At 71.4% G+C, this 26,994-nt stretch carries 19 protein-coding genes and 1 riboswitch; of the genes, 7 read left to right on the top strand and 12 right to left on the bottom strand.

Annotation, left to right across the window (positions count from 1 at the left end; genetic code table 11):
- Positions 1-120 precede the first annotated feature (120 nt).
- From DVR05_RS00850 to DVR05_RS00825, 6 genes are all read right to left on the bottom strand, one after another.
- Positions 121-2,382 (bottom strand): protein kinase, encoded by a 2,262-nt coding sequence (locus DVR05_RS00850; protein ID WP_232831907.1) that lies wholly within the window; start codon positions 2,380-2,382, stop codon positions 121-123.
- 300 nt (positions 2,383-2,682) lie between these two features.
- Positions 2,683-3,474 (bottom strand): enoyl-CoA hydratase/isomerase family protein, encoded by a 792-nt coding sequence (locus DVR05_RS00845; protein WP_116243963.1) that lies wholly within the window; start codon positions 3,472-3,474, stop codon positions 2,683-2,685.
- A 70-nt stretch (positions 3,475-3,544) separates the two neighbouring features.
- Positions 3,545-4,294, bottom strand: coding sequence for an energy-coupling factor transporter transmembrane protein EcfT (locus DVR05_RS00840; RefSeq protein WP_116243962.1), 750 nt, complete (start codon positions 4,292-4,294; stop codon positions 3,545-3,547).
- Between the two features lie 47 nt (positions 4,295-4,341).
- Positions 4,342-5,907 carry an ABC transporter ATP-binding protein gene (locus DVR05_RS00835; protein WP_116243833.1) on the bottom strand — a complete coding sequence of 522 codons (1,566 nt, stop codon included), beginning with the start codon at positions 5,905-5,907 and terminating at the stop codon, positions 4,342-4,344.
- 5 nt (positions 5,908-5,912) lie between these two features.
- Complete coding sequence (locus tag DVR05_RS00830) at positions 5,913-6,524, bottom strand: ECF transporter S component (RefSeq protein ID WP_116243832.1); 612 nt, start codon at positions 6,522-6,524, stop codon at positions 5,913-5,915.
- Between the two features lie 106 nt (positions 6,525-6,630).
- Positions 6,631-6,739: riboswitch (TPP riboswitch) on the bottom strand.
- Between the two features lie 112 nt (positions 6,740-6,851).
- Positions 6,852-8,984: a transglycosylase domain-containing protein gene (locus tag DVR05_RS00825; RefSeq protein WP_116243831.1), complete on the bottom strand. Its 2,133-nt coding sequence runs from the start codon at positions 8,982-8,984 to the stop codon at positions 6,852-6,854.
- A 747-nt stretch (positions 8,985-9,731) separates the two neighbouring features.
- Here DVR05_RS00825 and DVR05_RS00820 point away from each other — a divergent pair.
- The 6 genes from DVR05_RS00820 to DVR05_RS00795 all read left to right on the top strand — a co-directional run bounded on the left by DVR05_RS00820 (position 9,732) and on the right by DVR05_RS00795 (position 20,317).
- Positions 9,732-11,702: an alpha-1,4-glucan--maltose-1-phosphate maltosyltransferase gene (locus DVR05_RS00820; protein ID WP_116243830.1), complete on the top strand. Its 1,971-nt coding sequence runs from the start codon at positions 9,732-9,734 to the stop codon at positions 11,700-11,702.
- 95 nt (positions 11,703-11,797) lie between these two features.
- On the top strand, positions 11,798-13,846 hold the full coding sequence (treS, locus tag DVR05_RS00815; RefSeq protein ID WP_116243829.1) for a maltose alpha-D-glucosyltransferase: 2,049 nt from the start codon (positions 11,798-11,800) through the stop codon (positions 13,844-13,846).
- A gap of 1 nt (position 13,847) precedes the next feature.
- Positions 13,848-15,257 (top strand): phosphotransferase, encoded by a 1,410-nt coding sequence (locus tag DVR05_RS00810; protein WP_116243828.1) that lies wholly within the window; start codon positions 13,848-13,850, stop codon positions 15,255-15,257.
- Between the two features lie 230 nt (positions 15,258-15,487).
- The gene (glgB, locus tag DVR05_RS00805) at positions 15,488-17,644 is read left to right on the top strand and encodes a 1,4-alpha-glucan branching protein GlgB (RefSeq protein ID WP_394341603.1); all 2,157 of its coding nucleotides are present in this window, start codon (positions 15,488-15,490) and stop codon (positions 17,642-17,644) included.
- Positions 17,645-17,759: 115 nt separating this feature from the next.
- Entirely contained in the window at positions 17,760-18,344 is a 585-nt protein-coding gene (locus tag DVR05_RS00800; protein ID WP_116243827.1) for a hypothetical protein, read from the top strand.
- A gap of 173 nt (positions 18,345-18,517) precedes the next feature.
- A complete protein-coding gene (locus DVR05_RS00795) occupies positions 18,518-20,317 on the top strand; it encodes an AfsR/SARP family transcriptional regulator (RefSeq protein ID WP_116243826.1) in 1,800 nt (599 codons plus the stop codon).
- Positions 20,318-20,376: 59 nt separating this feature from the next.
- Here DVR05_RS00795 and DVR05_RS00790 read toward each other — a convergent pair whose 3' ends face one another.
- The 6 genes from DVR05_RS00790 to rpsB form a co-directional block, all read right to left on the bottom strand.
- Positions 20,377-21,558: a pyridoxal phosphate-dependent aminotransferase gene (locus DVR05_RS00790; protein WP_116243825.1), complete on the bottom strand. Its 1,182-nt coding sequence runs from the start codon at positions 21,556-21,558 to the stop codon at positions 20,377-20,379.
- Between the two features lie 84 nt (positions 21,559-21,642).
- Entirely contained in the window at positions 21,643-22,572 is a 930-nt protein-coding gene (locus tag DVR05_RS00785) for a phosphatidate cytidylyltransferase (protein ID WP_116243960.1), read from the bottom strand.
- Between the two features lie 2 nt (positions 22,573-22,574).
- On the bottom strand, positions 22,575-23,132 hold the full coding sequence (gene frr / locus DVR05_RS00780) for a ribosome recycling factor (RefSeq protein ID WP_116243824.1): 558 nt from the start codon (positions 23,130-23,132) through the stop codon (positions 22,575-22,577).
- A 59-nt stretch (positions 23,133-23,191) separates the two neighbouring features.
- Positions 23,192-23,935 (bottom strand): UMP kinase, encoded by a 744-nt coding sequence (gene pyrH / locus DVR05_RS00775; RefSeq protein WP_116243823.1) that lies wholly within the window; start codon positions 23,933-23,935, stop codon positions 23,192-23,194.
- 170 nt (positions 23,936-24,105) lie between these two features.
- Positions 24,106-24,942, bottom strand: a complete 837-nt coding sequence (tsf, locus tag DVR05_RS00770; protein WP_116243822.1) for a translation elongation factor Ts — start codon at positions 24,940-24,942, stop codon at positions 24,106-24,108.
- 123 nt (positions 24,943-25,065) lie between these two features.
- Positions 25,066-25,953: a 30S ribosomal protein S2 gene (gene rpsB, locus DVR05_RS00765; protein WP_116243821.1), complete on the bottom strand. Its 888-nt coding sequence runs from the start codon at positions 25,951-25,953 to the stop codon at positions 25,066-25,068.
- Between the two features lie 293 nt (positions 25,954-26,246).
- On the opposite strand from rpsB, the gene DVR05_RS00760 reads away from it, so the two are divergent.
- On the top strand, positions 26,247-26,747 hold the full coding sequence (locus DVR05_RS00760; protein ID WP_116243820.1) for a M23 family metallopeptidase: 501 nt from the start codon (positions 26,247-26,249) through the stop codon (positions 26,745-26,747).
- Positions 26,748-26,994 lie beyond the last annotated feature (247 nt).

Raw genomic sequence — 26,994 nt, 5'->3', positions numbered from 1 at the left:
CCACCATAGGCGGGCGCCTCCGCGCCGCCGCGCCCGGCGTCCCGGTGACACCGGCCCGCCCTACGACGACGCCCTCCTCCCGATGGGGAGAAGGGCGGCCGGGGGCGCTCACCGCGGAGCTCAGTTACCGGAGAACCAGTCCGAGGGCCCGCCGAGCGGGTCCCAGAGCGGTGCGGCGGTCAGCCCGATGGACAGGATGAACATCATGAGCAGGACCGTCGCCACGACCACGCCGATGTAGAGGTAGATGTTGGTGAACCGGACCCGCTGCACCAGCCACACCGCCTGGTGGCGGGCGGAACGGCCGCTCGGCATGATGTAGCTCAGCAGCACCATCACGAAGACGGCGAAGGCGCCGGTCCAGTTCGCTCCCTCGTCCCCGACGGGGGCGAACTGCGCGTAGACCATCCCGACCAGGATCCCGCCGATCAGGTAGATCAGACAAAACCCGAGGGTGCGCACCAGCATCCGCCCCAGGGCCCAGGGGAAGCTCAACGCCACGACCATGGTGTCGGAGTCGCGCGGGCCGCGCGTCTGGAGGCGTCGCGCGTGCTCGGCCTTGACCACGTCCAGCGCCGACAGGATCGAGATCACCACCACGCCGAGGCCGAAGCCGAACCACGGGAACCACAGCGCGACACCGGCCAGCGCCACCATGATCGGGATGAGCGTGAGCGGATGCATCCGCCACCCGGGGTGGTCGTAGCCGTCCTCGTACTCGTCGTCGTACTCGTCGGCCCCGCCGCGGAAGTAGTCGCCCAGGCGGTCGCTCCGGCCGCTCCGGAACCGGCCCAGCAGACCGCCGCGCCCCTCCTCGTAGTCGCCGTAGTCGTCCCCGTCGAACTCCTGCGTCTGGCGCTGGGAGCGCCCGTCGCGCTCGACCGGCGTCAGGATGTCCCCGAAGTCGCCCTCGCTCAGGGGGGTGTTGAAGAACCGCGTCTGCGGCGCGTCGTTCTCCGGCGCCTCGTAGGCCGTCGTACGGTTCTCGACCGGCCGCTGGTCCTGCGGGGGCATCATCATGGTCCCCTGCGGGTCCCCGGCCACCGGGTCGAGCCTCTGCGTCCCCTGCACGTCATCGTGGTCGGGCATCTCGTCCGGCCGGATCCGCCGCGTCCCCTGCGGGTCGGCCGCGCCCTCGGAGCCGAACGGGTCGATCCGCTGGGTCCCCTGGAGGCCGCCGGAGGCGTGCGCGGCCTCCTCGTGCGGCTCGCGGCCCGCCGGGGCCAGTCCGGACAGGTCGTCCGTGGCGTCCTGCCCGTCCTGGCGCCGGTCGTCCGCGTCCGCGCGCACGGGATCGACCGGTTCCGTCCAGGAGCTCGCGGTCGGCGGCTGCGTCGCGCCGCCGGCGGTGCGCGAGGGGCTCCATCCCGCGTCGCCGTGGGCGGCCCGGTTGGCCAGGTAGTCCGCGGCTCCGCCGGCCGCGGCGCCCGCCGCACCGGCCGCCGCCGCTCCACCGGCGCCGCCCGGGTTCCCCGGGTCGTCGACGGGCGCGCCGTACACGGTGTGGTTGCCGGTCAGGCCGGTGGCCCCGGTCTCCGTGTCCTCGGTCCAGGGCAGGTCCAGGTTGAGCTGGCTGGCCCGCTCGACCAGCTCCGCCGCGGTGGGTCGACGGGCCATGTCACGGGAGACGGCGGCGGTGACCAGCGGCCGCAGCGCCTCGTGCATCCCGTCCATGTCGATCTCGCCGTTGAGGATGCGGAAGAAGATGACCTCGAACGACCCCGCGCCGTAGGGTGGGCGTCCGGTGCAGGCGAAGGCGACCGTCCCGCCCCAGGCGTGGACGTCGGTGGCCGGACCCAGGTCGGTTCCCTCAATGACCTCGGGCGACAGGTAGCTGGGCGTGCCGACGAAGGTGCCGGTCTGGGTCAGCTTGGCGCCGTCGACCGCGTGCGCGATGCCGAAGTCGATGACGATCGGCTCGCCGTTGGAGATGATCACGTTGCCGGGCTTGAGGTCCCGGTGGATCACGTCCACGGCGTGGATGTCCTTGATCGCCCGGGCCAGCCCGGTGACGAAGCGCGTCAGCGCCCGGCCGCGCAGCGGGCCGTGGTCGGTGACCGTCGCGTCCAGCGTGGGGCCGGGGATGTACTCGGTGACGACCCACGGCAGCTCCGCCTGGGTGTCCGCGTCGATGACCTCGGCCACGTTGGGGCTGTGCACCCGGCGCATGGTCTCGACCTCGCGCGCGAGGCGGGCGCGGGCGATGTGGTCACCCGCCACCTCGGGCTTGAGGACCTTCACCGCGACGAACTGCTCGGTCCGGGGGTCCTCGGCCTGGTACACCACGCCCATGCCGCCCTGCCCGATGCGGCGACGGATCACGTAGTGGCCGATGCGCTCCGGCAGCTCCTCACCCGTGGGGAAACCTGCCGACATTGCCATCGAGAACTCATCCCCTCAAAAGACCGCATTCCGCCTCGCCCAGCCTATCGGTCGGGGGGATGGGTCGTCGTTGGCTCGTGGACCCGTCCAGGGCCCGTGGTCTTCTCACTACCGCCAGGGTGTGGGGGCTCCGGCGATCCGCCCCTCGGTCCGTCTCCGGAGGGGACCACCACGAGTATGACGGAAGATCGGCGCGATCGGTTCCCTTCCGATTCCCCGCCCCCGGCCGGGGCGACGGCACCGGACGCGCTCCGGTGACCGCCGCACCGCAACCGGGCGCACGCGGGGGTGTGCGCGCCGTCAGCGCCCGGAGAACTCGGCCTTGCCCGGCCCCCGCTCGATGAAGCTGCGCATACCGCTCTTCTGGTCCTCGGTGGCGAACAGCCCGGCGAAGTGCAGGCGCTCGATCTCCAGGCCGCTGTCCAGGTCGGTCTCCAGGCCCCGGTCAACGGTCTCCTTCGCGGCGGCCAGCGCCACCGCCGGGCCCTCGGCGAATCCGGCGACCTTCGCCACGGCCGCGGAGTAGACCTCCTCGTCGGCGACGACCTCGTCCACCAGGCCGATCTCCAGGGCCTCCCGTGCGGGGACGTGGCGGCCGGTGAAGATGAGGTCCTTGGCCTTGGCCGGGCCGATCAGGCGCGGCAGCCGCTGGGTGCCGCCCGCCCCCGGGATGACGCCGAGCGTGATCTCGGGCAGACCCAGCTTCGCCTTGGCCCCGGCGACCCGGAAGTCCGCGGCCAGCGCGAGCTCGCAGCCGCCGCCGAGCGCGTACCCGCTCACGGCCGCCACGACCGGCTTGGGGATGCGGGCCACGGCCGTCAGGGCGTTCTGGAGGCCGCGTGAGTACTCCAGCATCCGGGCGTGGGTGAGATCCGCCATCTCCTTGATGTCGGCTCCGGCCACGAAGGCGCGCTCCCCGCCGTAGAGCACCACGGAGCGCACGGCGGCGTCCGCCGACACCGCGGCGGCGGCCTCCGCGATCTCCCCCGTCACCTGTGCGTTCAGCGCGTTGAGCGCCTTGGGCCGGTCCACCCGGATCACGGCGACCGCGGGGTGCTCCTTGTCGATCTCCACGCGCACGAACTCGCCCACGGGTTCCACCTCATTCGTTCGACGACGATGTCTTCGGACTACCTACTATGTGGACTACCTATCACCCCGGTCACGAGAAGAGCAGCACCAGGGCCCCCAGACGCCAGGAGACCGCGTAGGCCGCAACGAGCAGCGCGACCACGGTCGCCAGCAGCGCCGTGTCCGCGCGGCGCCAGTGGCTGGTCCGGGCCCGGGAACGGGGGCCGGTGCCGAACGCGCGCGCGTCCATGGCGGTGGCCAGCAGCGTTCCGGTCCGGATCGAGCGCACCAGCAACGCGAACAACCGCCCGAAGAACAGCGGGACCACCCGGAACGGATTGCGTCCGGCCTCCAGGCCGCGCGCCCGCCGGGCCAGGCTGATGGTGCGCCACTGGTGGGCGAGCAGCGGGATGAGCCGCAGGGCCGCCAGCACGCCCATCGCGGGCCGTTCGGGCACCCGCAGTTTCTGGACGAGTCCGTCCGACATCTCGGTGGGGTCGCTGCTGGCGGCGGCCAGCAACCCCGGCAGGGCGATCGCCAGCAGCCGGACGGCGGCGCCCACCGCCCCCTCCAGGCCGTGCTCGCCGTACAGGTAGTTGACCAGCCCGCTGGACAGCCCCATGAGGAGGAAGGGGCCGCCCAGGACGAGGAGCGTGCGCCGGTCGATCCCGCTGAAGGGCACCGACAGCAGCACGGCGGCCAGCACCACGCCTCCGGTGACTGCGTCCACGGCGGGCACCAGCCCCAGGGCGAGGATCAGGGCGGCCAGGAGTTTGGCCGCCGGGTTGAGCCCCGTCATCCAGTACCGGGCGCCGCCCCCGTCGGGCACGTCCAGGGTCATCGCGTCGCCGCCCGTGTCACCCGGGGGGCGGGCCCGCCGTCCGGCGCTCACGCGCTCCCCCCGTCCCTGCCGGCGCCGCCCCACGACCCGACGGCGGCGTCCACTCCTCCGTCGGCCACCCGCACGCGCGTGTCGGTCAGGTGCCGCAGCAGCAGTTCGTCGTGGGTGGCCATGACCACGGCCCGCCCCTCGGCCCGCAGGGCCCCCAGCAGCTCCACCAGCTCGGTCCACGTCCGGGTGTCCTGGCCGAAGGTCGGTTCGTCCAGGGCCAGGACGTCCGGGGCGTGGGCGGGTCCGGAGCTGAGCGCGGTGGCCACCGACAGGCGGCGCTTCTCGCCGCCGGAGAGCGTGTAGGGGTGCACGTCGGCGAGTCTGGTCAGGCGCAGCCGTTCCAGCAGCTCGTCGACCCACGCGTCGGCCGCGGCCCGCTCCATGCCCGCCCGCAGCGGGGCGAACAGCAGCTCGTCGCGGACCGTGGGTGTGACGAACTGGTCCTCGGCGTGCTGGAAGACGGTGCCCACGTGCCGGGCCAGTCGGCGGGCGGGCCAGCGCCGCAGCGGCCGCCGGTCGGCCTCGGCCAGCGGCCCGCGCGGGAGCACCTCTCCGCGGTGGGGTCTGCTCAGCCCCGCGAGCATCATCAGCAGCGTCGACTTACCCGCCCCGTTGGGCCCGGTCAGCGCGGTGGCGGTCCCGGCCGCCACGGGCAGGTCGACCCCGGACAGCACGGTGCGCGGCGCCGCCGCGCGCGTCCCCAGCTCGACGGGGGTGCGCGCGGCGACGCCGACCGCCTCCAGCAGGGGGGCGCCACCGGCCCCCGGGGCCACGTCCGGTTCGGGCTCCTGTCCGGGGATCCACACCCCCTGGGCGGCCAGGGAAGGGCCGTGCTCGGCGAAGACCGCCCCGGGCGCGCCGTCCGCGATCACCCCGCCGCCGGGTTCCAGGACGACGACCCGGTCCACCAGGTCCACGACGTCGGCCACCCGGTGCTCGACCAGGACGAGCGTCGCCTCGGTCTCGGCCAGGAGCCGCTGGAGGACCCCGCGGACCAGCGCGGCGCCGTCGGGGTCGAGGTTGGCGGTGGGCTCGTCCAGGAGCAGCAGGCGCGGGCGCACGGCCAGGGCCCCCGCGATGACCAGACGCTGCTTCTCGCCGCCGGACAGGGCGCCGGTCGAGTGGCGTCGCCCGTAGGGGAAGCCGACCTCGGCGAGGGCGGCGTCGACGCGCGGCCAGATGAGGCCGGGCTCCACACCGAGGTTCTCCAGGCCGAAGGCGACGTCGTCCCCGGCCCGCGCCATCACCAGCTGGGTCTCGGGGTCCTGGCTGACCAGTCCGACCAGGCCGCGCCGCCGGTCGGCGGGCTCGCCGTCCACCAGCAGGGTGCCCTCCTGGTCGCCGCTGATGGCACTGTCGGGTCCGGTCAGTCCGGCGAGGGAGTGCAGCAGGGTCGACTTGCCCGCTCCGGAGGCGCCGAGCAGGAGGACGCGCTCGCCGGGTTCGATGGTCAGGTCGACACCGCGCAGGGCGTGGGTGTCGCGTCCGGAGTGCTGCCAGCCCCAGCCGGAGAGCTCGACGCGCGCGCCGGGCCCTCCGCCGGGGCGGAGGCGCTCGCCCATCCCGGTCAGCCCCTGGCCGACGGGAAGGGGGCCAGCGCGCCGGTCCTGGCGAGCGCGGTGGTGATCAGGCGGGCGCCGACACCGGCGATGACGGCGGCGCTGACGATGACGATGGCGCCGTAGGCGAGCTTGAACTCGATCGGCCAGGCGACGTTGTAGGTGATGTTGTCGCGGATGGCGGGGGAGATCCCGGCGACGGCGGCGGCGAGCACGGCCACGCCCATGCCCCAGCGGCGGTAGCCGAAGGCCAGGAAGACCAGCTCGGGCAGGATGCCCTGGAGGGCGCCGTCGAGGATGACCATGATCCCCCACTGGGTGCCCAGCACGGCGGAGACGGAGGCTGCGGCGATCGAGGTGAGGAGGGCGGCGCCGGGCCTGCGGATGATGAGGCCGCCCAGGACGCCGGAGATCAGCCACATGCCGTAGACGACCGCCTGCCCGGGCGGGAAGCCCACGAACAGCGGGGTCGTGACCGTCCACACGATGTTCCACAGCCAGAAGACGACGCCGATCGCGACGCCGATGACGGCGGCGACCACGATGTCGACCGTCCGCCAGCCGCGGATCCCGTCGACGATCTGTTCCCTGTACCCGGTTCGGCCGGTGTCGGTACCCATTCCTGTCCCTTCGTCGGGGGTGACGAGGGGTCATGCGGCCAAGAGCGCCCCGATGGCCGTGCGGCGCGCACCGAAGACGTACCGGTGCGCGGGAGACACGCCACCGGTGACGGTTCCTACGACTTCCTTCGCTGGCACTACCCAGATCAGGTGTGTAAGGGTCTGCGGCGACGGTGCCGCACTCTCAGCGCCCATGCGCTCCCCTGTCGGTTATGAACCATTATGCGGCACATACTGCCTGGTAGTGACACACACCACCCCGAACACTCCGCCAGCGGCCCGTCCCGGGGAGCGTCCGCCGCCTCCCCAAGGCCCTGGGGGCGCCGCCTATCCGTCGCCGTCCCCACCGCCGTCGCCCCCGTCGGCGCCGTCGCCGGACGGCTCGGCGTCCGGGTCGCCGAAGGCCTTGGGCGAGGCCGCGAACCCCTCCGCCGGGAGCGACGCCGTGGCCGCGCTCATCGTGTCCCGCCAGATCGGTCCGGGCACGGTCCCGCCGTAGACGATCCCGTAGTACCGGCCGCCGATGGTCACGTCCTGGAGCGGGTGGCGCTCACCGCCCCGCACGTCGCCGACCGCCACCGCCGCGGCCAGGTTCGGCGTGTACCCCGCGAACCACGCGTAGGCGGCCCCGTCGGTCGTGCCCGTCTTGCCCGCCGCCGGGCGCCCGATGCCGAGGCCGCGCGCGGTCCCCCCGTTGAACGGCTCCTGGAGGAGGTGGTTCACCCCGTCGGCCACCCGCTGGTCGACCGCGCGCTCGCACTCGGCCTCGACCGGGATCTCCTCGTCGTCCTCCTCACCCGGCCGGTCGACGACCACGGCGTCGACCGGCGCCGGAACGCAGTGCACGCCCCGGGCGGCGAACGTGGCGTAGGCGGCGGCCAGGGTCAGCGGGGAGACCTCCTGGTCCCCCAGGGTGAACGAGCTCCACACCCCGAGCGGCTGCCCGTCGGCGCGGTGGACGCCCGCCCGCTCGGCCATCGTCGCCGTCTCGCACAGGCCCACCCGGCGCTGGAGCTGCGCGAAGTAGGTGTTCACCGACCCCCGGGTCGCGGTGACCATGGTGTGCGTACCCGAGTTGCTCTCTCCCGCGTTGCGCACGCTCCACGGTTCCATCCGGCCGCCGTCACAGTTCCTCAGACCGGTGATCGTCTTGTTTCCGGGCGACCGAAAACTGGTCCCGTAGTCCAGCCCGGCGTCGAGCGCGGCGGCGAGGGTGAACGTCTTGAACGTCGACCCCGCCTGGTATCCGGTGGTCCCGCCGTCGCGCCGGTCGACCGCGAGGTTGATGGCGGTCGTGCCCGGATCGTTCTCGTCGAAGCCGTACCGCAGGTTCTGGGCGAGCGCCCGCACCCGCCCGGTGCCGGGTTCGACGAGTGCCTGGGCGGCGAAGCGCGTGGAGCCGTCGTTCGGCACGTGCCGGAGGACCGCCTCCCGCGCCGCCTCCTGCATGTCCGTGTCCAGGGTGGTCCGGACGGTCAGTCCGCCCTGCCGCAGCATCCGCAGCCGTTCCTCCTCGGTGTCGCCCAGCACATCCGTGCGCCGCAGCCAGTGCATGACGTAGTCGCAGAAGAACGGGTACTCGCTGTGGTAGCAGCTTCCGCCGCGCGGGGTCGGGTCCAGCCCCAGGTCCTCGGCCGCGTACCGATCGGCCTCCTCCCGGGTCAGCGACCCCACGGCCACCATCCGGTCCAGGACGAGGTCGCGTCGGCTCCGGGCGGCCTCGGGGTTGGTCAGCGGATCGTAGTACGAGGGCGCCCGCACCAGCCCGGCCAGCAGCGCGGCCTGCGCCGGATCGAGGTCGGCGGCGGGCACGGAGAAGTACCGCCGCGCGCCCATCTCGATCCCGTGCGCCCCCGCGCCGAAGTAGGCGAGGTTGAGGTAGCCCTCCAGGATCTCGTCCTTGGTCAGCCGCCGCTCCAGGCCGACCGCGTAGCGGAGCTCGACCAGCTTGCGCGCGAGGCTCCGCTCGCTCGCGCGCGCGGCCTCCTCCTCGCTCCCCGCCGTCTCGATGAGCAGGTTCTTCACGTACTGCTGGGTGAGGGTGGAGCCGCCCTGCGTGTGCCCCAGGGAGGTGAGCACCGCAGCGCGCAGGACACCGCGCGGGTCGAATCCGTGGTGCTCGTGGAAGCGTTCGTCCTCGACCGCCAGAAGCGCCGCGGTGACCCACGGGCTGATCTCGTCGAGGGAGACGACCTCGCGCTCGCGCTCGGCGATCTCGGCGAACGGCCGACCGTCGGTGTCGGTGAGCACGACCCGCTCCGACAGTCGGGGCACCTCCAGGTCGTCGGGCATCGCCATGAAGAGGGCCGCGGTGTCGCGGCCGATGATCCCCGCCGCCCCGACCCACGGCAGGAGCAGAGCCGCCACCAGCAGCCCCGCCACCACCGCGACCCCGACCAGCCGCGTGAGGGAACGCGTTCCCTCCGCGCGCGGTGTTCGTCTCCGGATCGACCCCGTCACGTCGCCCCCTCACGCCGTGTGGCGCCCGCCCCGCTCGACGGGTGACGGACACTGCGCCGACCACCCTCCCAAGGGGCCGGCAAAGGGAGGACCGACATACCTGGCGTGTCTCCAAAAAGATTCCTCAATTCATGCCAAAGCACCCAGATCGACCATAAGAGACACCTCTCCGTAAATCTCCGAAACACCAAGGAAGCACACACGAAAAGACTCGACATCAAGAGAGATCACGGACAGAGGGGCGCCGCGACCCCGCGGGACGGATCCGATGCGCGCGCTTTCATGGGGACACGCCGGACTCCTGGGCCTGTCCGGAATACGACCTCGCAAACCAGGACCGCATTCGATGATCCCTACCCAGAGCAACACAGAGCACAACACGACCGCGGAGTTTTCCGACTTTTCTCCAGAGAACTGAGCGAACCATCCACAGAGACCCCTGAATCGACTGTTGCCTTATGCACCATTTGAGAAGTTTGCCCAGGTGAAACCGGCCAAATACCAGGCACAGACCCCGGCGGCCAGTGTGACGAGAATCACAGAAATTATCCGGCCCCGACACTCCGCCAAACCCCGCAGGAGGGCAGACGATAGACAGCGGAGGGCACCGAAGCCGCAATCCGGACAGTTTTGCCCGGCCTGTTCGTTAACCCTGCCTTTCTTTGCATTAACTACGTGTTATTTCCATCCGGGACCCAGCCGCCCGCAGTCCACAACGCCCGAACCACGACAATTACGGTGTAGCCAGTGATCGGACGCCTGCCCATACTCGACATCTCTCCAGACAACGATCTCGGACCCGTGAAAGCCGTTCCCGGTGAACGCTTCACCGTGGGCGCGACGGTCATCCGCGAGGGCCACGACTCGCTCGCGGCGGGCGTCGTCCTGTACTCGCCCCGGGGCCGCCGCGAGGGGCTCGTGCCCATGCGCGAACGCGCCCCCGGCACCGACCGCCACGAGGCCGAGATCAGCCTCCCGGGCGAGGGCGCCTGGGCCTTCTCCGTCGAGGCGTGGACCGACCCCTTCACCACCTGGCACCGGACGGCCCAGATCAAGCTCCCCCTGAACCAGGACACCGAGCTCGTGCTGGAGGAGGGCGCGCGCCTCCTCGCCCGCGCCGGCCGCCGCGTCCCCCGCAAACCCGCGCTGACCAGGGCGGCGAAGATCCTGCGCGACACCTCGTCGCCTCCCCTGGAACGCTTCGCCGCCGCCGTGACCCCCGAGGTCCTCACCTGGATGGCGGACCACCCCATCCGCGAACTCGTCACCCGCTCCAAGCGGACCCGGGTCGTCGTGCACCGCGAACGCGCGCTCTTCGGCTCCTGGTACGAGTTCTTCCCCCGGTCCGAGGGCGCCCAGATCGACACCGCCCCCGGGCACGAACGCTCCGGCACCTTCGCCAGCGCCGCCAAACGGCTGCCCGCCATCGCCGACATGGGCTTCGACGTGGTCTACCTGCCACCGATCCACCCGGTGGGCACCACGCACCGCAAGGGTGCGAACAACGCCCTGACCGCCGCCCCCGGCGAACCCGGGTCGGTCTGGGCGATCGGGTCGGCCGACGGCGGACACGACGCCGTCCACCCCGACCTGGGCACCCTCGCCGACTTCGACGCGTTCGTCGCCGAGGCGGCCGACCACGGTCTGGAGATCGCCCTGGACCTGGCGTTGCAGTGCTCGCCCGACCACCCCTGGGTCACCGAGCACCCCGAGTGGTTCGCCCGCCGCGCCGACGGCTCCATCGCCCACGCCGAGAACCCGCCCAAGAAGTACCAGGACATCTACCCGCTCTGCTTCGACACCGACCCCGACGGCCTGTACGCCGAGATCCTGCGGACCGTGCGGCACTGGATCGACCACGGGGTGCGGATCTTCCGGGTCGACAACCCGCACACCAAGCCGGTCGCCTTCTGGGAGCGCCTGCTGGCGGACGTCGCCCGCGAGCGGCCCGACGTCCTCTTCCTGGCCGAGGCCTTCACCCGCCCGGCCATGCTCCGGACCCTGGCCAAGGTGGGCTTCCACCAGTCCTACACCTACTTCACCTGGCGCAACGGCAAGGAGGAGATCCAGGACTACCTCACCGAACTCAGCCAGGAGACCGCCCACTACCTGCGGCCCAACCTCTTCGCCAACACCCCCGACATCCTGCACGCCTACCTCCAGCACGGCGGGCGGCCCGCCTTCGCCGTCCGCGCCGTCCTGGCGTCGCTGCTCTCGCCGACCTGGGGGATCTACTCCGGGTTCGAACTGTGCGAGAACGTGCCCGCCGCACCCGGCAGCGAGGAGTACCTGGACTCGGAGAAGTACCAGTACCGCCCCCGGGACTGGGCCGCCGCGGAGGCCGCCGGCACCACCCTGACCGGGCTGATCACCACCCTCAACCGGCTCCGCCGCGAACACCCGGCCCTGCGCGAACTGCGCAACCTGCGCTTCCACCACGTCGACCGCCCGGAACTGCTCTGCTTCTCCAAGCACCGGCCCGGTGAACGCCCCGGCGACCCCGACGACCTGGTCATCACGGTCGTCAACCTCGACCCGCACCACACCCGCGAGGCGACGGTGCACCTGGATCTGCCGTCCATCGGCCGCACCTGGGAGGAGGAACTCACGGTGACCGACGCGCTGTCCGGACGCACCCACACCTGGGGCGCGGACAACTACGTCCGCCTCGACCCGGCGATCGCCCCCGCGCACGTCTTCACCACCACCGGCAGATAGCGGCCCCGGACGCAGGGGGGTCGGCCGCCGCGCCGGCCCCCGGTCCGGAACGCCCCGTGATCCGATGTCGAACCTTTCTTGGTGGGGAGCAGTTGATGAGCACAGACGAGTCCGGACCCGGCGGCGACGCCCAGCACGGTCCGCTCGCCCCAGCCACCGGGGCCGCCACCGGCCCGCTCATGTCCTCAGGTGGTGCCAGTGACCCCCACTGGTACAAACACGCCGTCTTCTACGAGGTACTCGCCCGCGGCTTCTTCGACTCCAACGGCGACGGCACCGGCGACCTCGCCGGGCTGGTGCAGAAGCTGGACTACCTCCAGTGGCTCGGCATCGACTGCGTCTGGCTGCTGCCGATGTACCAGTCGCCGCTGCGCGACGGCGGATACGACATCTCGGACTACTTCACGATCCTCCCGGAGTTCGGCAGGACCGCCGACTTCGTGGAGCTCCTCGACGAGGCGCACCGGCGCGGCATCCGCGTCATCACCGACCTGGTCATGAACCACACCAGCGACCAGCACCCGTGGTTCCAGGCATCCCGGACCGACCCCGACGGACCCTACGGCGACTTCTACGTGTGGTCGGACACCGACGACCGCTACGACGAGGCGCGCATCATCTTCGTCGACACCGAGACGTCCAACTGGACCTACGACGAGGTCCGCGGACAGTACTACTGGCACCGGTTCTTCTCCCACCAGCCCGACCTCAACTTCGAGAACCCGGCCGTCCAGGAGGCGATCCTGGAGGTCCTGCGCTACTGGCTCGACCTGGGCATCGATGGTTTCCGTCTGGACGCGGTGCCCTACCTGTACGAGCGCGAGGGCACCAACTGCGAGAACCTCAAGGAGACCCACGAGTTCCTCAAGCGGGTGCGCGCCGAGGTGGACCGCCTCTACCCCGACCGGGTACTGCTGAGCGAGGCCAACCAGTGGCCGTCCGACGTCGTCGACTACTTCGGCGACTTCGAGTCGGGCGGCGACGAGTGCCACATGAACTTCCACTTCCCGCTCATGCCGCGGATGTTCATGGCGGTGCGCCAGGAGCAACGCTTCCCGATCTCGGAGATCCTCGCCCAGACGCCGCCCATCCCGCGGAACTGCCAGTGGGCGATCTTCCTGCGCAACCACGACGAGCTGACCCTGGAGATGGTCACCGACGAGGAGCGCGACTACATGTACTCCGAGTACGCCAAGGAACCTCGCATGCGCGCCAACGTGGGGATCCGCAGGCGGCTCGCCCCGCTGCTGGACAACGACCGCGGCCAGATCGAACTGTTCACCGCGCTGCTGCTCTCACTGCCCGGTTCACCGGTGCTGTACTACGGCGACGAGATCGGCATGGGCGACAACATCTGGCTCGGCGACCGCGACGCGGTGCGCACGCCCATGCAGTGGAGTTCGGACCGCAACGCCGGGTTCTCCCGAGGCGACCCCGCCCGGCTCTATCTGCCGCTGATCATGGACCCGGTCTACGGGTACCAGGCGCTCAACGTCGAGTCCCAGCGCGACAACCCCGGCTCGTTGCTGCACTGGACCCGCCGGATGATCCAGATCCGCAAACGCCACCCCGTGTTCGGCACCGGCGAGTTCGCCGAACTCAACGCCACCAACCCGAGCATCCTGGCGTTCATCCGCGAGCACGGCGACGACCGCATGCTGTGCGTCAACAACCTCTCCCGGTTCCCGCAGCCGGTGGAACTGGACCTGGCCCGGTACGCCGGGGTCAGCCCCGTGGAGTGCGTCGGCGGCGTGCGGTTCCCGGAGATCGGCGAACTCCCGTACCTGCTCACCCTGCCCGGGCACGGCTTCTACTGGTTCCAGCTGCCCGCCGAGACCTCGGCGGGGCCGAACGGGCGCGACCACGACGGCGTGCCGTCCTACGGCCTGCCCGCGGCCGGCATCCGCGTGCGGGCCGCCGACACCGCTCCGACCGGGGTGACGGACACCGGCCGGGACCGTGCAGCGGAGCACCACACCACAGTCACCACGACGCCCAGCACTCCGGCGGGTCGTGTCTCCGCACACCACGAGGGCCCGGCCGACGCCGCCGCGTGGGCCGCCGCCCCCGTTCCGGGTTCCCCGGGCCCGGTGGCGGAGCGCTCCGACAGGGGTGGCGGCGGGAAGGGAAACAGGCCGAGCTGACATGTCGAAACTCGAAGAACTCCTGGCCGCCTGGCTGCCCCGACAACGCTGGTTCTCCGGCAAGGGCGTTCCCATCCACGACCTGCGTGTCACGGGCAGGCACACCCTGGTGTCCACCCGCGGCGACGGCCCCGGCCTGGACCTCGTCGTCGTCGAGGCCGAACAGCGCGGTCGCCGCTCCCGGTACCAGGTGCTGCTGGGGTCGCGGACGCCCCGCTCCCTGCCGGGGGAGCTGGCCGCCGAGACCATCGGCGTGTGCCGTGTGGGCGGCGGCCGTCCGCGCGCGGTCTACGACGCCTCGCACGACGGTGAGCTGACCGCCGCCCTGCTCGAACGGTTCGCCGCCCCGACCGGCCCCGGGGACACGAGCGGGGTCCGGTTCCGGACCCTTCCCGGGGCCCCGGTCCGGGTCGGTTCGCGCGGCCGGGTCCTGACCGGGGAGCAGTCCAACACGTCCCTGGTCTTCGGGGAGGACTACGTCCTGAAGACCTTCCGCAGGCTCTGGCCGGGGCGCAACCCGGACCTGGAGCTGACGATGGCGCTGACCGGCTCGCCGTGCGTCGCGCGTACCTGCGGGTGGATCGAGGCGGACCTGCCCGGCTACCAGGAACCCACCACCCTGGCGATGCTCCAGTCCTACGTCCCGCAGGCCACGGACGGCTGGGTCCTGGCCACCAGGAGCGTCAGGGCGCTGCTGGGCGGGTCCGGGGCCGACGGCGAGGACGCGTTCACCGCTCAGGCCGAGCGGCTGGGCCGGACCACGGCCGAGGTGCACGGCTCCCTGGCTCGGACACTGCCCACGGACGTGCTGTCGGCGAACTCGACCGCCGAACTCGCCGAGGCGATGATCGAACGCCTGGCCCTGGCCAGCGGAGAGGTACCGGAACTGGCGGAGTACGCGCCCCGGGTGATGTCGGCCTACACCGAGTTCGCCCGGCTGGGTGAGCCGCTGTCGATCCAGCGCATCCACGGCGACTACCACCTGGGGCAGGTGATCCGCACCGCGTCCGGGTGGGTGCTGTTGGACTTCGAGGGCGAGCCCACGGTGTCCGTACGGGAACGCCAGCGGCTGACCAGCCCCCTGCGGGACGTGGCCGGGATGCTCCGCTCCTTCGACTACGCCGCCGGGTACCTGCTGGTCCGGCACCCGGACGACCCCGGACTGGAATGGGCGGCCCGCGCCTGGGCCCGCAACAACAGGGCCGCGTTCTGCGCGGGGTACGCCGACGCGGGCGGCCTCGACCCGGACGAGCACCTCACGGCGCTGCGGGCCTTCGAGTTCGACAAGGCCGTGTACGAGGTGCTGTACGAGGCACGGAACCGGCCCGACTGGCTGCGGGTGCCGCTCGACTCCATCGCCGCGGCCGTCTCCACCGCCACGGCGGCCGCGGCGCCGCCCGTGCCCGGCTGACCCGGGCACCGGCCGCCACCCCGCACCCCGGGGTGGCGGCCCCGTGCGGTGCCACCCACCCGACCGACCACCACGACCACAACCACGACGGAGCCGTCTTGACCACGCCCCGCAGGGAACCGCGCCCGCGCACCCGACCGACCACCGCCGCCTCGGCCGCGCCCCGCCGACGCCCCACGACCGCCCGCCGGCCGCGCGCCACGGCACCCGACCCGGAACTCCTCGCAGCCCTGGACCGGGTGGTGGACGGACACCACCACGATCCGCACTCGCTGCTGGGGGTGCACACCACCGGCCGGACCACGGTCGTGCGGGCCCTGCGCCCGGGTGCGCTGGAGGTGCACGCCGTCCTGTCCGACGGCACCCGTGTCGCCCTCGACCACCTGCACCGGGGGGTGTTCGCCGGACGGGTCACGAAAACCGCCCTGGGTTCCCCGGCCGACTACCGGATCGCCGCCCGGTACGAGGCCGACGGCCCCGAACACGTGACCGCCGACCCCTACCGGTTCACCCCCACACTGGGCGACCTCGACCTCCACCTGATCGGCGAGGGACGGCACGAGGAGCTGTGGCGCGCGCTGGGCGCCCACGTGCGCACCGTCGACACGCCCATGGGCGAGGTGTCCGGCACCGGGTTCGCGGTGTGGGCTCCGGACGCGCGCGGGGTCCGCCTGATCGGGGACGTCAACTGCTGGAACGGCGTCGGCCACCCCATGCGGAGCCTGGGGGCCAGCGGCGTGTGGGAGCTGTTCGTGCCCGGGATGGGCGACGGGGACCTGTACAAGTTCCAGGTGCTGGGGGCCGACGGGCACTGGCGGGACAAGGCCGATCCGATGGCGCGCCGGACCGAACTGCCGCCGTCGACGGCGTCGATCGTGACCACGTCCGCCCACGAGTGGGGCGACCAGGCGTGGATGGCCGAACGCAAGGGCGTGGAACCGCACCGCGCGCCGATGAGCGTGTACGAGGTGCACCTGGGGTCGTGGCGGCCGGGACTGGGCTACGCCGAACTGGCGGAGCAACTGGTCGAGTACGTCACCGACCTGGGGTTCACGCACGTGGAGTTCCTGCCGGTCGCGGGGTACCCGTTCGACGGGTCCTGGGGCTACCAGGTGACCTCCTACTACGCTCCCACGCCGCGCTTCGGGTCACCGGACGAGTTCCGGTACCTGGTGGACGCGCTGCACCGGGCCGGGGTGGGCGTGCTGTTGGACTGGGTCCCCGCGCACTTCCCCAGGGACGAGTGGGCGCTGGCGCGGTTCGACGGAACCGCGCTGTACGAGCACCCCGACCCGCGCCGGGGGGAGCACCCCGACTGGGGGACGCTGATCTTCAACTACGGACGCACGGAAGTGCGCAACTTCCTCATCGCCAACGCGCTGTACTGGCTGGAGGAGTTCCACGTCGACGGGCTGCGGGTGGACGCGGTGGCGTCGATGATCTACCTGGACTACTCGCGCGACTCCGGCCAGTGGGAGCCCAACGTCCTCGGCGGGAGGGAGAACCTGGAGGCGATCGACTTCCTCCGGGAGCTGAACACGACCGTCTACCGCCGCAACCCGAGCGCGATGATGATCGCGGAGGAGTCGACGGCCTACCCGGGCGTGACCCGGCCGGTGGACCACGGAGGGCTCGGGTTCGGGTTCAAGTGGAACATGGGGTGGATGCACGACACCCTGGAGTACGTCAGGAAGGAGCCGATCCACCGGCAGTACCACCACGACGAGGTCACGTTCTCGATGGTGTACGCCTACAGCGAGAACTACGTGCTCCCGCTGTCGCACGACGAGGTCGTGCACGGCAAGCAGTCCCTGCTCAACAAGGCGCCGGGGGACGAGTGGCAGCGGACGGCGACGGTACGCGCGCTGCTGGGGTACATGTGGTCGCACCCGGGCAAACAGCTGCTGTTCATGGGCGGGGAGATCGCCCAGGGGGACGAGTGGTCGCACGAGACCGGGGTGCCGTGGTGGCTGCTCCGGTTCGACCACCACGCGGGGGTGCAACGACTGGTCAGGGCGCTCAACGACGCCTACCGACCGCGGTCGGCCCTGTGGTCGCTGGACACCGACCCGGCGGGGTTCCGATGGCTGGACGGCGGTGACCGCGAGGGGAACACGCTGTCGTACCTGCGGTACGGCGAGGACGGGTCGGTGCTGGCCTGCGCGGTGAACTTCTCACCGGTGCCGCGTCCGGGCTGGCGGGCCGGGTTGCCGGTCGCCGGGCGGTGGAACTGCGTACTCAACTCCGACGACCCGAGGTTCGGCGGTTCCGGCCACCCCGCGCCGACCCACGTCACCGCTGAGGAGCCGGGCTGGCACGGCCAGCCGTTCTCGGCGGAGGTGACGCTGCCGCCGCTCGGCGCCGTGTGGTTCGAGCCCGAGCGGTAACCGATACCGCCGATCACCGCCGGGGGCGAGGAGCGCCCCCGGCGCCGGAACCGTGCCGGGAGGGGCCGCCCCCGCCGCCGACCCGTCACCGTCGAGTCCAACGAAGCGGGGAGCAATGCGCGACCGAGCGATCCCACTCGCGGCCACAGTCCTCAGCGGCCTTCTCGTGGGTTTCCTGTCGGGGACGAGCAACGGGGTCCCGCCCGACGGACTGGTCGACCACACGGTGTGGAGCGCGACCGCCCAGTACGCGGGCGGGGTGGCCAACAGCCTGGTGGTCTGGTTCTGGGTCCCGTTCGCGCTCGGTCGGCGGGAGCCCGCCTCGATCGGTTGGGCGATCGCGCTGGGAACGGTCTTCATGGTGACCGCGTTCGTCACCCACGAGGTGCACGGATGGCTCCACGCGCTCCCGGCCCCCCGCCTCGGCGCCGTACCACCGATGGCCCATGCGGTGCTGTGGGCGACGCTCGGTGTCGCGATGGTCGGCGGTGTGATCGCCGGAGCCACCGGCTTCCTGTCCCGGACCCGGCCGATGCTGGCGTCGGTGCTGGTCCTGATGGTCGCCGCGGAACTGGTCCGCCGCCCCCTCGACTCGTGGCGGAGTGACATCTCGGCGGCCGAGAACACGACCTTCGCCCTCCTCGCCTGCGCGGTCGTCGTCCTGGTCGCACGGTCCCGGACGCGGGCCACGGATCGTTGAACGGCGCCCGCCCGGGGCTTCCCGCCGCGCCTCGGCCCGCCCGGGGCCCCTTGGCCCGATGTGGCCATTGAGGAAATGGACACCGATGTTGGCACGCAATACCATTCCCATAGTAAGTATCTGACGACATTGAGTAACATGTGTAGTTTTCTGACTACTCGTGGGAGGCTGACGTGCCCTTCGTGATCCTGGGTCCCCTCGGCTACGAGGACCCTGACAAGTGGATCAGAGTTCCACAGGGCAACTCGGCTGTCGTTCTCGCGATGCTGTTGGTCAACGCCGGACGGATCGTCCCGGTCGACACCCTCGTGGAGGAGGTCTGGGGCGAGATGCCCGTGGGCACGGCGCGCAAACAGATCCAGATCCTGGTGAGCGGTCTCCGCCGGCGTCTGGCCAAACTCGGCGACGTCATCGAGACCGTCGGCGCCGGATACACCATCCGGGCCGGGTCCACGGACGTGGACGCCTGGGCGTTCGAACGGCACCTGGCGGAGGCGCGCGCCGCCGTCGACCGCGGGGAACCCCACCTGGCCGCCAGTCTGTACCGACAGGCGGACCGGCTGTGGCGCGGCCCCCACGCGCTGGCGGACGTACGGACCCCGACCCTGGAGGCCGAGGCCCTCCGCCTCGGCGACCTGCGCGGCACGGCGGTCCTGGAGCGCGTCGACGTCGAGCTGGAACTCGGGTGGCACGACGCGCTCGCCGTGGAGCTCGGCCCCCTCGTCCGGGAGGACCCCTTCAACGAACGGCTGCGCGGCCAGCTCATGCTCGCCCTCCACCGCTCCGGGCGGCGCGCCGAGGCCGTCGACGTCTACCACGACGGCCGCGAGATCTTCGAGGACGCCCTCGGCCGCCCCCCGGGTCCCGAGCTCCGGCGACTCCACCAGCGCATCACCCAGCACGGCGCGGAGCCCTCTCGTCCGGTCGACCGCCCCCGGCACGTACCGCGCGCGCTACCGGCCGGAGCGTGCCGCCTCATCGGGCGCGGGGCGGAACTGGACACGATCCGGCACACGCTCACCTCGGGCGTACCGGACGCGGTCCGGGCCGTGTGCGTCACGGGTCGTCCCGGCGTCGGCAAGACCGCCCTGGCCGTGGCCGCCGCGCGCGAGCTCGCGCCCGCCTACCCCGACGGCACGCTCTACGCCGACCTGAGCGAGGATCCGGCCCCCGAGCACGTCCTCACCCGTTTCCTCCGGTCCCTCGGCGTCCCCGAGGACGACGTCCCCGGTGAGCCCCACCGGCTGACCGAGGCCTTCCAGCGGGTCACGGCCGACCGCCGGGTCCTGGTCGTCCTCGACGGCGTCCCGTCCGCCGACCGGTTGGAGCCGCTGCTCACACGCGGAACGGGCAACGGCATGATCATCACCAGCCGCCTCGCGCTGGCCGAGCTCGCCGGTGTCGTCCGCCTCCCCCTGGGGGCGCTGTCCCGGTCCGACTCCCACGCCTTCCTCGCCGAGAGCATCGGCACCCGGCGGGTGGCGGCCGAGCCCGAGGCGGCCGACGCCCTCGCCCACCTGTGCGAGGGGCTGCCGCTCGCGCTGCGGACCGTCGGCGCGCGGCTCGCCGCCGCCGAGCACCGGCCCCTGCGGTGGCTGCGCGACCGGCTCACGGACGAGCGGAACCTGCTGGACGAACTCCGGTTCGGCGCGCTCTCGGTACGCGCGTCCCTGGAGTCCGCCCTCGCCCCGGCCACGGACACCGAGGCGGGCGTCCTGCGCGCGGTCTCGACCCTGGGCCCCCGGGGGTTCGGTGTGGAGGAGGTGGCCGACCTGGCCGGGATGCCCCGCCGGGAGACCGAGGACCTGCTCGACCACCTCACGTCGTTGCACCTGCTCGACACCGACGACGGCACGACCTTCCACTGCCCCCGCCTGCTCCTGACGTTCCTGAACGAGGAGCGACGGGAGGAGCGCGCCACCGCCCTGGCGCACTGCCCCGACCCGGGGCAGTGCGGCGCCCCCTCACCCTAGGGCCGTGTCCCCTCGGGCGTCCCGACGACACCTCCGGAGCGACCGCCCCGAAAACCAGATCAGGCGCCGTGCTTGCGCCAGACGGTCAGCCGCTCCACGGCCTCGTCCAGCACCTCGTCCCGTTTGCAGAACGCGAACCGCAGCAGGTGCGCGCCCTCCTCCTCGTGGTCGTAGAAGACCTGGGCGGGCACCGCGGCCACTCCGGCCTCACGCGGCAGGGCCCGGGCCACGGCCACCCCGTCGCCGTGGCCCAGGGGGCGGATGTCGGCCATGAGGAAGTAGGTGCCCTCGCACCGGTGCACGTCGAACCCGGCCCGGATCAGCCCCGCGGCCAGCCGGTCGCGCTTGGTCTGGAGGGAGGCGCGCTGGGCCTCGATCCACTCCCCCTCGTGGTCGATGGCGTCGGCGACCGCCAGTTGGAGGGCACCGTTGGCGGAGAAGGTCAGGAACTGGTTGACCGTGCGCACGGCGCGCACCAGCGGCTCGGGACCCATGACCCAGCCGGTCTTCCAGGCGGTGACGGCGAACATCTTGCCCACCGAGGACACCGACAGGGTTCGCTCGCGCATCCCCGGCAGGGTCGCCAGGGGCACGTGCGGCAGCCCGTCGAAGGTGAGGAACTCGTACACCTCGTCGGTGAGGGCGATCAGGTCGTGCTCCCGGCACACCCCGGCGATCGTCTGGAGTTCCTCGGTCGTGAACACGGTCCCCGTCGGATTGTGCGGGGTGTTCACGATGATCATGCGGGTGCGCGGACCCACCGCGGCCCGCAGTTCGTCGGGGTCGAAGGTGAACGCGCCCCGCTCGGGGTCCGGTCGCAGGGCCACCGGCCTGCGCACCCCTCCGGCCAGGGAGATCATCGCGGCGTAGGAGTCGTACATCGGCTCGAAGACGACCACCTCGTCGCCCCGTTCCACCAGGGCGAGCAGCGACGCGGCGATCCCGGCGGTGGCGCCGACGGTCACGTAGACCTCGGAGTCGGGGTCGAGTTCGATGCCGTAGTGGCGGGCGCGGTACCGGCTCACCGCCCGGCGCAGTTCGGGACGGCCGGGTCCCGGCGGGTACTGGTTCACCCCGCCCAGGATGTGCCCGGTGGCCGCCTCCAGGAGGGAACGGGGTCCGTCGGTGTCGGGAAACCCCTGGCCGAGGTTGACGGATTCGGTCTCGACGGCCAGACGGGTCATCTCCGCGAAGACGGTCTCGCCGTAGGAGCGCATGCGGTCGATCAACGGTTCATCCACGGACCGAGCGTATCCGTCCGGGGGCCGCGTACGTCGACTCCGGGGTGTCGCGGACAGCCGGGGCCGACCGGACGCGGCCCCTCGTCAGAGCAGCAGGCCCAGGACCGTCCACACCACGGGCGCCGCGATCAGCAGGGAGTCCAGCCGGTCCATCAGCCCGCCGTGCCCCGGCATGAAACTGCCCATGTCCTTGACACCGAGGTCGCGTTTGAAGAGCGACTCGATGAGGTCGCCCACCGTGGCCGCGAGCACGACCGCCAGTCCCAGCAGCACCCCGACCCACCAGGGCCCGTCCAACATCAGGACGACGCACAGGGCGCCGGCCACCGCGCAGCCGACGACCGAGCCGCCGAAGCCCTCCCACGTCTTGTTCGGGCTGATCACCGGCGCCATCTTGTGCCGGCCGAGCAGGATCCCGGCGAAGTACCCGCCGATGTCGCTGGAGATGGTCACGACGATGAACGTCACCAGGCGGAACTGCCCGTCCTCCGGATGGGAGATGAGCAGCTGCCACGTGCCGAGCAGGAACGGCAGGTAGAGCAGCGTGAACAGGTTCGCCGACACGTCGGCGACGAACCCCTCCACGCCGCCGCGCAGCCGCCACACGAGCAGGGCGATCGCGGTGAGCGCCGTCGCCCCCACCAACCAGTCGGCCCCGCCGAAGTAGGCGCAGACCTGCATGACCACGCCGCCGAGGGCCATCGGGGCCACGGCCAGGGCCATGCCCTTTCCGGCGAACGCCCGGTTGACCTCACGCAGACCGATCAGCACCGCGAGCGAGGTGATGATCGTGAACAGCTGGGGCAGGGGAAAGATCGAGAAGAAGACGAGTGCGCCCAGAACGCACCCGCTGGCGATGGCCACCGGGAGGTTGCGACCGGTCTTGACCGGCTCACCTCCCGGCTTGTGCAGCACGAAGCGCTGCCCGGCGGCCTCCTCGGCGGGCGATCCCTCGTCGGGTCTGTGCTCCGGCGAGAGGTCGTCGCCTCCGGAGCCGCTGGAAGGAGTGGTCACCACTAAACCTCGAGCAGTTCCGCTTCCTTGTGCTTGAGCAGCTCGTCGACCGACGCGACGTAGGTGTGGGCCAGCTTGTCCAGCTCGGCCTGGGCACGGTGCGCCTCGTCCTCACCGAGCTCGCCCGCCTTGACGGCCTTCTCGAAGGCGTCCTTGGCGTGACGGCGGATGTTGCGGATCGAGACCTTGCTGTCCTCGGCCTTGGTCCGCGCCACCTTCACGTACTCCTTGCGGCGCTCCTCGGACAGGTCCGGGAACACCACGCGGATGACCTGACCGTCGTCGGAGGGGTTCACACCCAGATCGCTGTTGCGGATGGCGTTGATGATCTCGGTCCGGGCGTTGACGTCGAACGGCGAGATGACCACCATGCGCGGTTCGGGAACCGAGAACGAGGCCAGCTGGTTGATCGGCGTCCTGGCACCGTAGTAGTCCACGGTGATCTTGTTGAAGGTCGCGGGCGTGGGACGTCCCGTGCGGATGGTGGAGAAGTCCTCCTTCGCCACCGCGACGGCTTTCTCCATCTTCTCCTCGGTTTCGAGGAGGGTCTCTTCGATCATTGTTGGCGCTCCCGGAATCGACTCTGGTGTTCGTGGCTTACTGGGGTGGCGCGCCCGCGTCAGGCGGGGGCCGGTCCGACGATGGTGCCGATCTTCTCACCGCGGACGGCGCGCAGGATGTTGCCCTGGCTCATCAGGTCGAAGACGACGATGGGCAGCCCGTTGTCCATGCACAGGCTGACCGCTGTGGCGTCCATGACCTTGAGGCCGCGGGTGAGGACCTCGTTGTAGTTGAGCTTGTCGAACTTGACCGCGTCCGGGTTGCGCTGCGGGTCGGAGTCGTAGACCCCGTCGACCTGGGTGCCCTTGAGGACCGCCTGCGCCCCGATCTCCAACGCGCGCTGGGCGGCGGTGGTGTCGGTGGAGAAGAACGGTGCGCCCAGACCGGCGCCGAAGATGACGACACGGCCCTTCTCCAGGTGGCGGACGGCGCGGCGGGGAATGTAGGCCTCGGCGACCTGGCTCATGTGGATCGCGGTCTGCACGCGCGTGTCCACACCGAGGCGCTCCAGGAAGTCCTGGAGGGCGAGGCAGTTGATGACCGTGCCGAGCATGCCCATGTAGTCGGCCCGGCCGCGCTCGATACCGCCCTCGGTGAGCTGCGCGCCGCGGAACATGTTGCCGCCGCCGACCACGACGGCGACCTGGATACCCTCGGAGACGGCCTCGGCGATGGACTCGGCGACATACTGGACGACCTCGGGGTCGATGCCCAGGCCGCCGCCGCCCGCGAAGGCCTCCCCGGAGAGTTTGAGCATCACACGTTTCCAACCGGAATCGTGCATGGCGGTCTCGGTGCTCATCGCTTCGTTCTCCGACACGGCCTGTGGCCTCCCTTGTTGTTCCCGAGCGGCACAGGGTCCCCCGAGTGCTCCTGCTGCGGACGGACGGGGCGCTCACGCGTCCGAACCCGCCCATATCCGCCGAAGGTGCCGGGGAGCACTCTCCCCGGCACCTCCATCATGTCAAATCCCTAGGCCTGGCCGACCTTGAAGCGAACGAAGCGCTTGACGGTCACGCCGGCCTCGTCGACGACCTGCTGGACCGTCTTCTTGTTCTCCTTGACGAACGGCTGGCCGAGGAGGGTGACCTCCTTGAAGAAGCCGTTCAGGCGGCCCTCCACGATCTTGGGGATCGCCTGCTCCGGCTTGCCCTCCTCGCGGGTGGTCTGCTCGGCGATGCTGCGCTCCTTCTCCACCACGTCGGCCGGGACGTCGTCCTTGCCGACGTACTGCGGGGCCAGAGCGGCGATCTGCTGGGCGACGTCCTTGCCCACCTCGGCGTCGGCCTTGTCCAGCTCGACCAGGACACCCATGGTGGGCGGCAGGTCGGGGTCGGACTTGTGCAGGTAGCTGGCGACGTAGGCGCCCTCGAACTTGGCGATGCGGCGCAGCTGAAGCTTCTCGCCGATGACCGCGCCCTTCTCCTCGATGAAGGCCTGGAGCGTCTTGCCCGGCTCGATCTCGGCGGCGGAGACGGTGGCGAGGTCGTCGCTGTCGGAGTCGGCGACGAAGTCGGCGACCTCGTTGGCCAGCGCGATGAACTGGTCGTTCTTGGCGACGAAGTCGGTCTCGCAGTTGAGCTCGATCAGCGTGGCCTTGCCCTCGCCCTCCTGCTTGAGGACGACCATGCCCTGGGCGGCGGTGCGCTCGCCGCGCTCGGCCTGCTTCTTGGCACCCTTGATGCGCAGGGCCTCGACGGCCTTGTCGAAGTCGCCGTCGGCCTCGGTGAGGGCCTTCTTGCAGGCCATCATGCCGGAGCCGGTCATGTCGCGCAGCTTCTTGACGTCCGCGGCGGTGAAGTTCGCCATGACTGTTCTCGGATTCCCTTGGAGTGGAGCGTCGGTGGTCTGGGGCCACGGGGCGGCACCCGCGGACCCGCGTGAGCCGCCCCACCGGCGTCGGTGGGGCGGCGGGGTGGGATGACCCGGTGCCTACTCGGCGGAAGCCTCGGGGGCCGGGGTCTCCTCGGCGGGCTTGTCGGCGGCGGCCTCAGCCGGAGCCTCCTCGGCGGGGGCCTGCTCGGCGGGAGCGGCGGCCTCGCCCTTGCCCTCCAGGAGCTCGCGCTCCCACTCGGCCAGGGGCTCCTCGGCGGCCTTCTCCTCGCCGGCGGCCTCGGCGGAGGCACCGGAGCGGGCCAGCAGGCCGTCGGCGACGGCGTCGGCGACGACGCGGGTGAGCAGGCTGACGCTGCGGATGGCGTCGTCGTTGCCCGGGATCGGGTAGTCGACCTCGTCGGGGTCGCAGTTGGTGTCCAGGATCGCGACGACCGGGATGTTCAGCTTCCGGGCCTCGCTGATCGCGATGTGCTCCTTCTTGGTGTCCACGATCCACACGGCGCTGGGCACGCGGGACATGTCGCGGATACCGCCGAGGGTGCGCTCCAGCTTCTCCTTCTCACGGCGGAGGTTGAGGAGCTCCTTCTTGGTGAGCGAGGAGCCGGCGACGTCGTCGAAGTCGATCTCCTCCAGCTCCTTGAGGCGCTGGAGCCGCTTGTGGACGGTGGAGAAGTTGGTGAGCATGCCGCCCAGCCAGCGCTGGTTGACGAAGGGCATGCCGACGCGGCGGGCCTGCTCGTCGATGGCCTCCTGGGCCTGCTTCTTGGTGCCGACGAACAGGATGGTGCCGCCGTGGGCGACCGTCTGCTTGACGAACTCGTAGGCCCGGTCGATGTAGGCCAGCGACTTCTGCAGGTCGATGATGTAGATGCCGTTGCGCTCGGTGAAGATGAAGCGCTTCATCTTCGGGTTCCAGCGGCGGGTCTGGTGCCCGAAGTGGACGCCGCTCTCCAGGAGCTGGCGGATCGTCACGACTGTGGCCATGACCTGGTCCTCCTTGCGGTGGCGGAGGCGTGCTCCGCCGTCGGTTGTGCCTGACGCCCCGGCCGTACCGCCACTCCGCCGAAGCGGTGTGGACCGTGGGTGCGGCCCCTCCCGGGGGAGGCGCGTGGACGTGCGAATTGTGGTCGGCCCGATGGGCCGCAGACGATTCTATCCTCCGTCGGGGATACACAGGACCTGCGCTGTGTCCAGGGGACGCCACCCCCTGTGGACGGGTTGTCCACAGCTTTCCCCGACCCCTGGCGCACCACCCCCGTTCACCCGACCCTTGACGTATGAGCCCTCGCCGCCTCATCCGTCTGCTGCTGGCCTTCTCCCTTCTGCTGTTCCCCCTCACCCCGGACCGAACCGCCGCGCGGGCCGCCTGGCACTGGCCCCTGGCCGAGCCGGTGACGGTCCTGCGCGGATTCGACCCACCGGCGCAGCGCTGGCTCCCCGGTCACCTGGGGGTCGACCTCGCCGCCGAACCGGGGGAGGAGGTGTACGCGGCCGGCCCCGGAAGGGTGCACTTCGTCGGCCCCGTGGCGGGAACACCTCTGCTCAGCGTGGCCCACGGAGACCTGCGCACCACCTACCTGCCGGTGGAGTCCGCGCTCGCCCGGGGCGACCCGGTCGAGGCCGGGCAGGTGATCGGAACGCTCGCGGAGGGTCCGGCGCACTGCGCCGACCGCCCCTGCCTGCACTGGGGCCTGCTCCACGGCACCACCCACCTGGACCCGTTGTCCCTGCTCGGCCGCGGAAAGGTCCGGCTGTTTCCCCTCGCCGCACCGCCGTGATGCGCGCAACACCGGGAACGCATCACGCCCCGGACGGGAAAAGGGATCCCGGTCGCACCTCCGCCCCGGAACCAGGAGCTTCATCCCATCGGAAACACATCCCAAGCACGATGGGGCGCCGCTGTGGCTTTCCCGACGGAACGCCACGGGGAAAACGGGACGAACCCCGTGGAGGCTGAGAAGGAGAACATCGACGACGGACGTACTCCGGTGGGGCCGCACGCTTCGCCGCCGACGTGCGGCCCCT

This window comes from Nocardiopsis sp. FIRDI 009 (assembly GCF_003386285.1).
GTDB lineage: Bacteria > Actinomycetota > Actinomycetes > Streptosporangiales > Streptosporangiaceae > Nocardiopsis.
This window is presented reverse-complemented; position numbering and strand designations above follow the sequence as displayed.

What these genes read in the sequence shown, in the direction of transcription:
- rpsB (WP_116243821.1), bottom strand. Translation starts at nt 25,953, where the DNA reads ATGGCCACAGTCGTGACGATCCGCCAGCTCCTGGAGAGCGGCGTCCAC.
- DVR05_RS00840 (WP_116243962.1), bottom strand. Translation starts at nt 4,294, where the DNA reads ATGACCCTGGACGTGCCCGACGGGGGCGGCGCCCGGTACTGGATGACG.
- DVR05_RS00810 (WP_116243828.1), top strand. Translation starts at nt 13,848, where the DNA reads ATGTCGAAACTCGAAGAACTCCTGGCCGCCTGGCTGCCCCGACAACGC.
- DVR05_RS00800 (WP_116243827.1), top strand. Translation starts at nt 17,760, where the DNA reads ATGCGCGACCGAGCGATCCCACTCGCGGCCACAGTCCTCAGCGGCCTT.
- tsf (WP_116243822.1), bottom strand. Translation starts at nt 24,942, where the DNA reads ATGGCGAACTTCACCGCCGCGGACGTCAAGAAGCTGCGCGACATGACC.
- frr (WP_116243824.1), bottom strand. Translation starts at nt 23,132, where the DNA reads ATGATCGAAGAGACCCTCCTCGAAACCGAGGAGAAGATGGAGAAAGCC.
- DVR05_RS00850 (WP_232831907.1), bottom strand. Translation starts at nt 2,382, where the DNA reads ATGGCAATGTCGGCAGGTTTCCCCACGGGTGAGGAGCTGCCGGAGCGC.
- treS (WP_116243829.1), top strand. Translation starts at nt 11,798, where the DNA reads ATGAGCACAGACGAGTCCGGACCCGGCGGCGACGCCCAGCACGGTCCG.
- DVR05_RS00830 (WP_116243832.1), bottom strand. Translation starts at nt 6,524, where the DNA reads ATGGGTACCGACACCGGCCGAACCGGGTACAGGGAACAGATCGTCGAC.
- pyrH (WP_116243823.1), bottom strand. Translation starts at nt 23,935, where the DNA reads ATGAGCACCGAGACCGCCATGCACGATTCCGGTTGGAAACGTGTGATG.
- DVR05_RS00835 (WP_116243833.1), bottom strand. Translation starts at nt 5,907, where the DNA reads ATGGGCGAGCGCCTCCGCCCCGGCGGAGGGCCCGGCGCGCGCGTCGAG.
- DVR05_RS00760 (WP_116243820.1), top strand. Translation starts at nt 26,247, where the DNA reads ATGAGCCCTCGCCGCCTCATCCGTCTGCTGCTGGCCTTCTCCCTTCTG.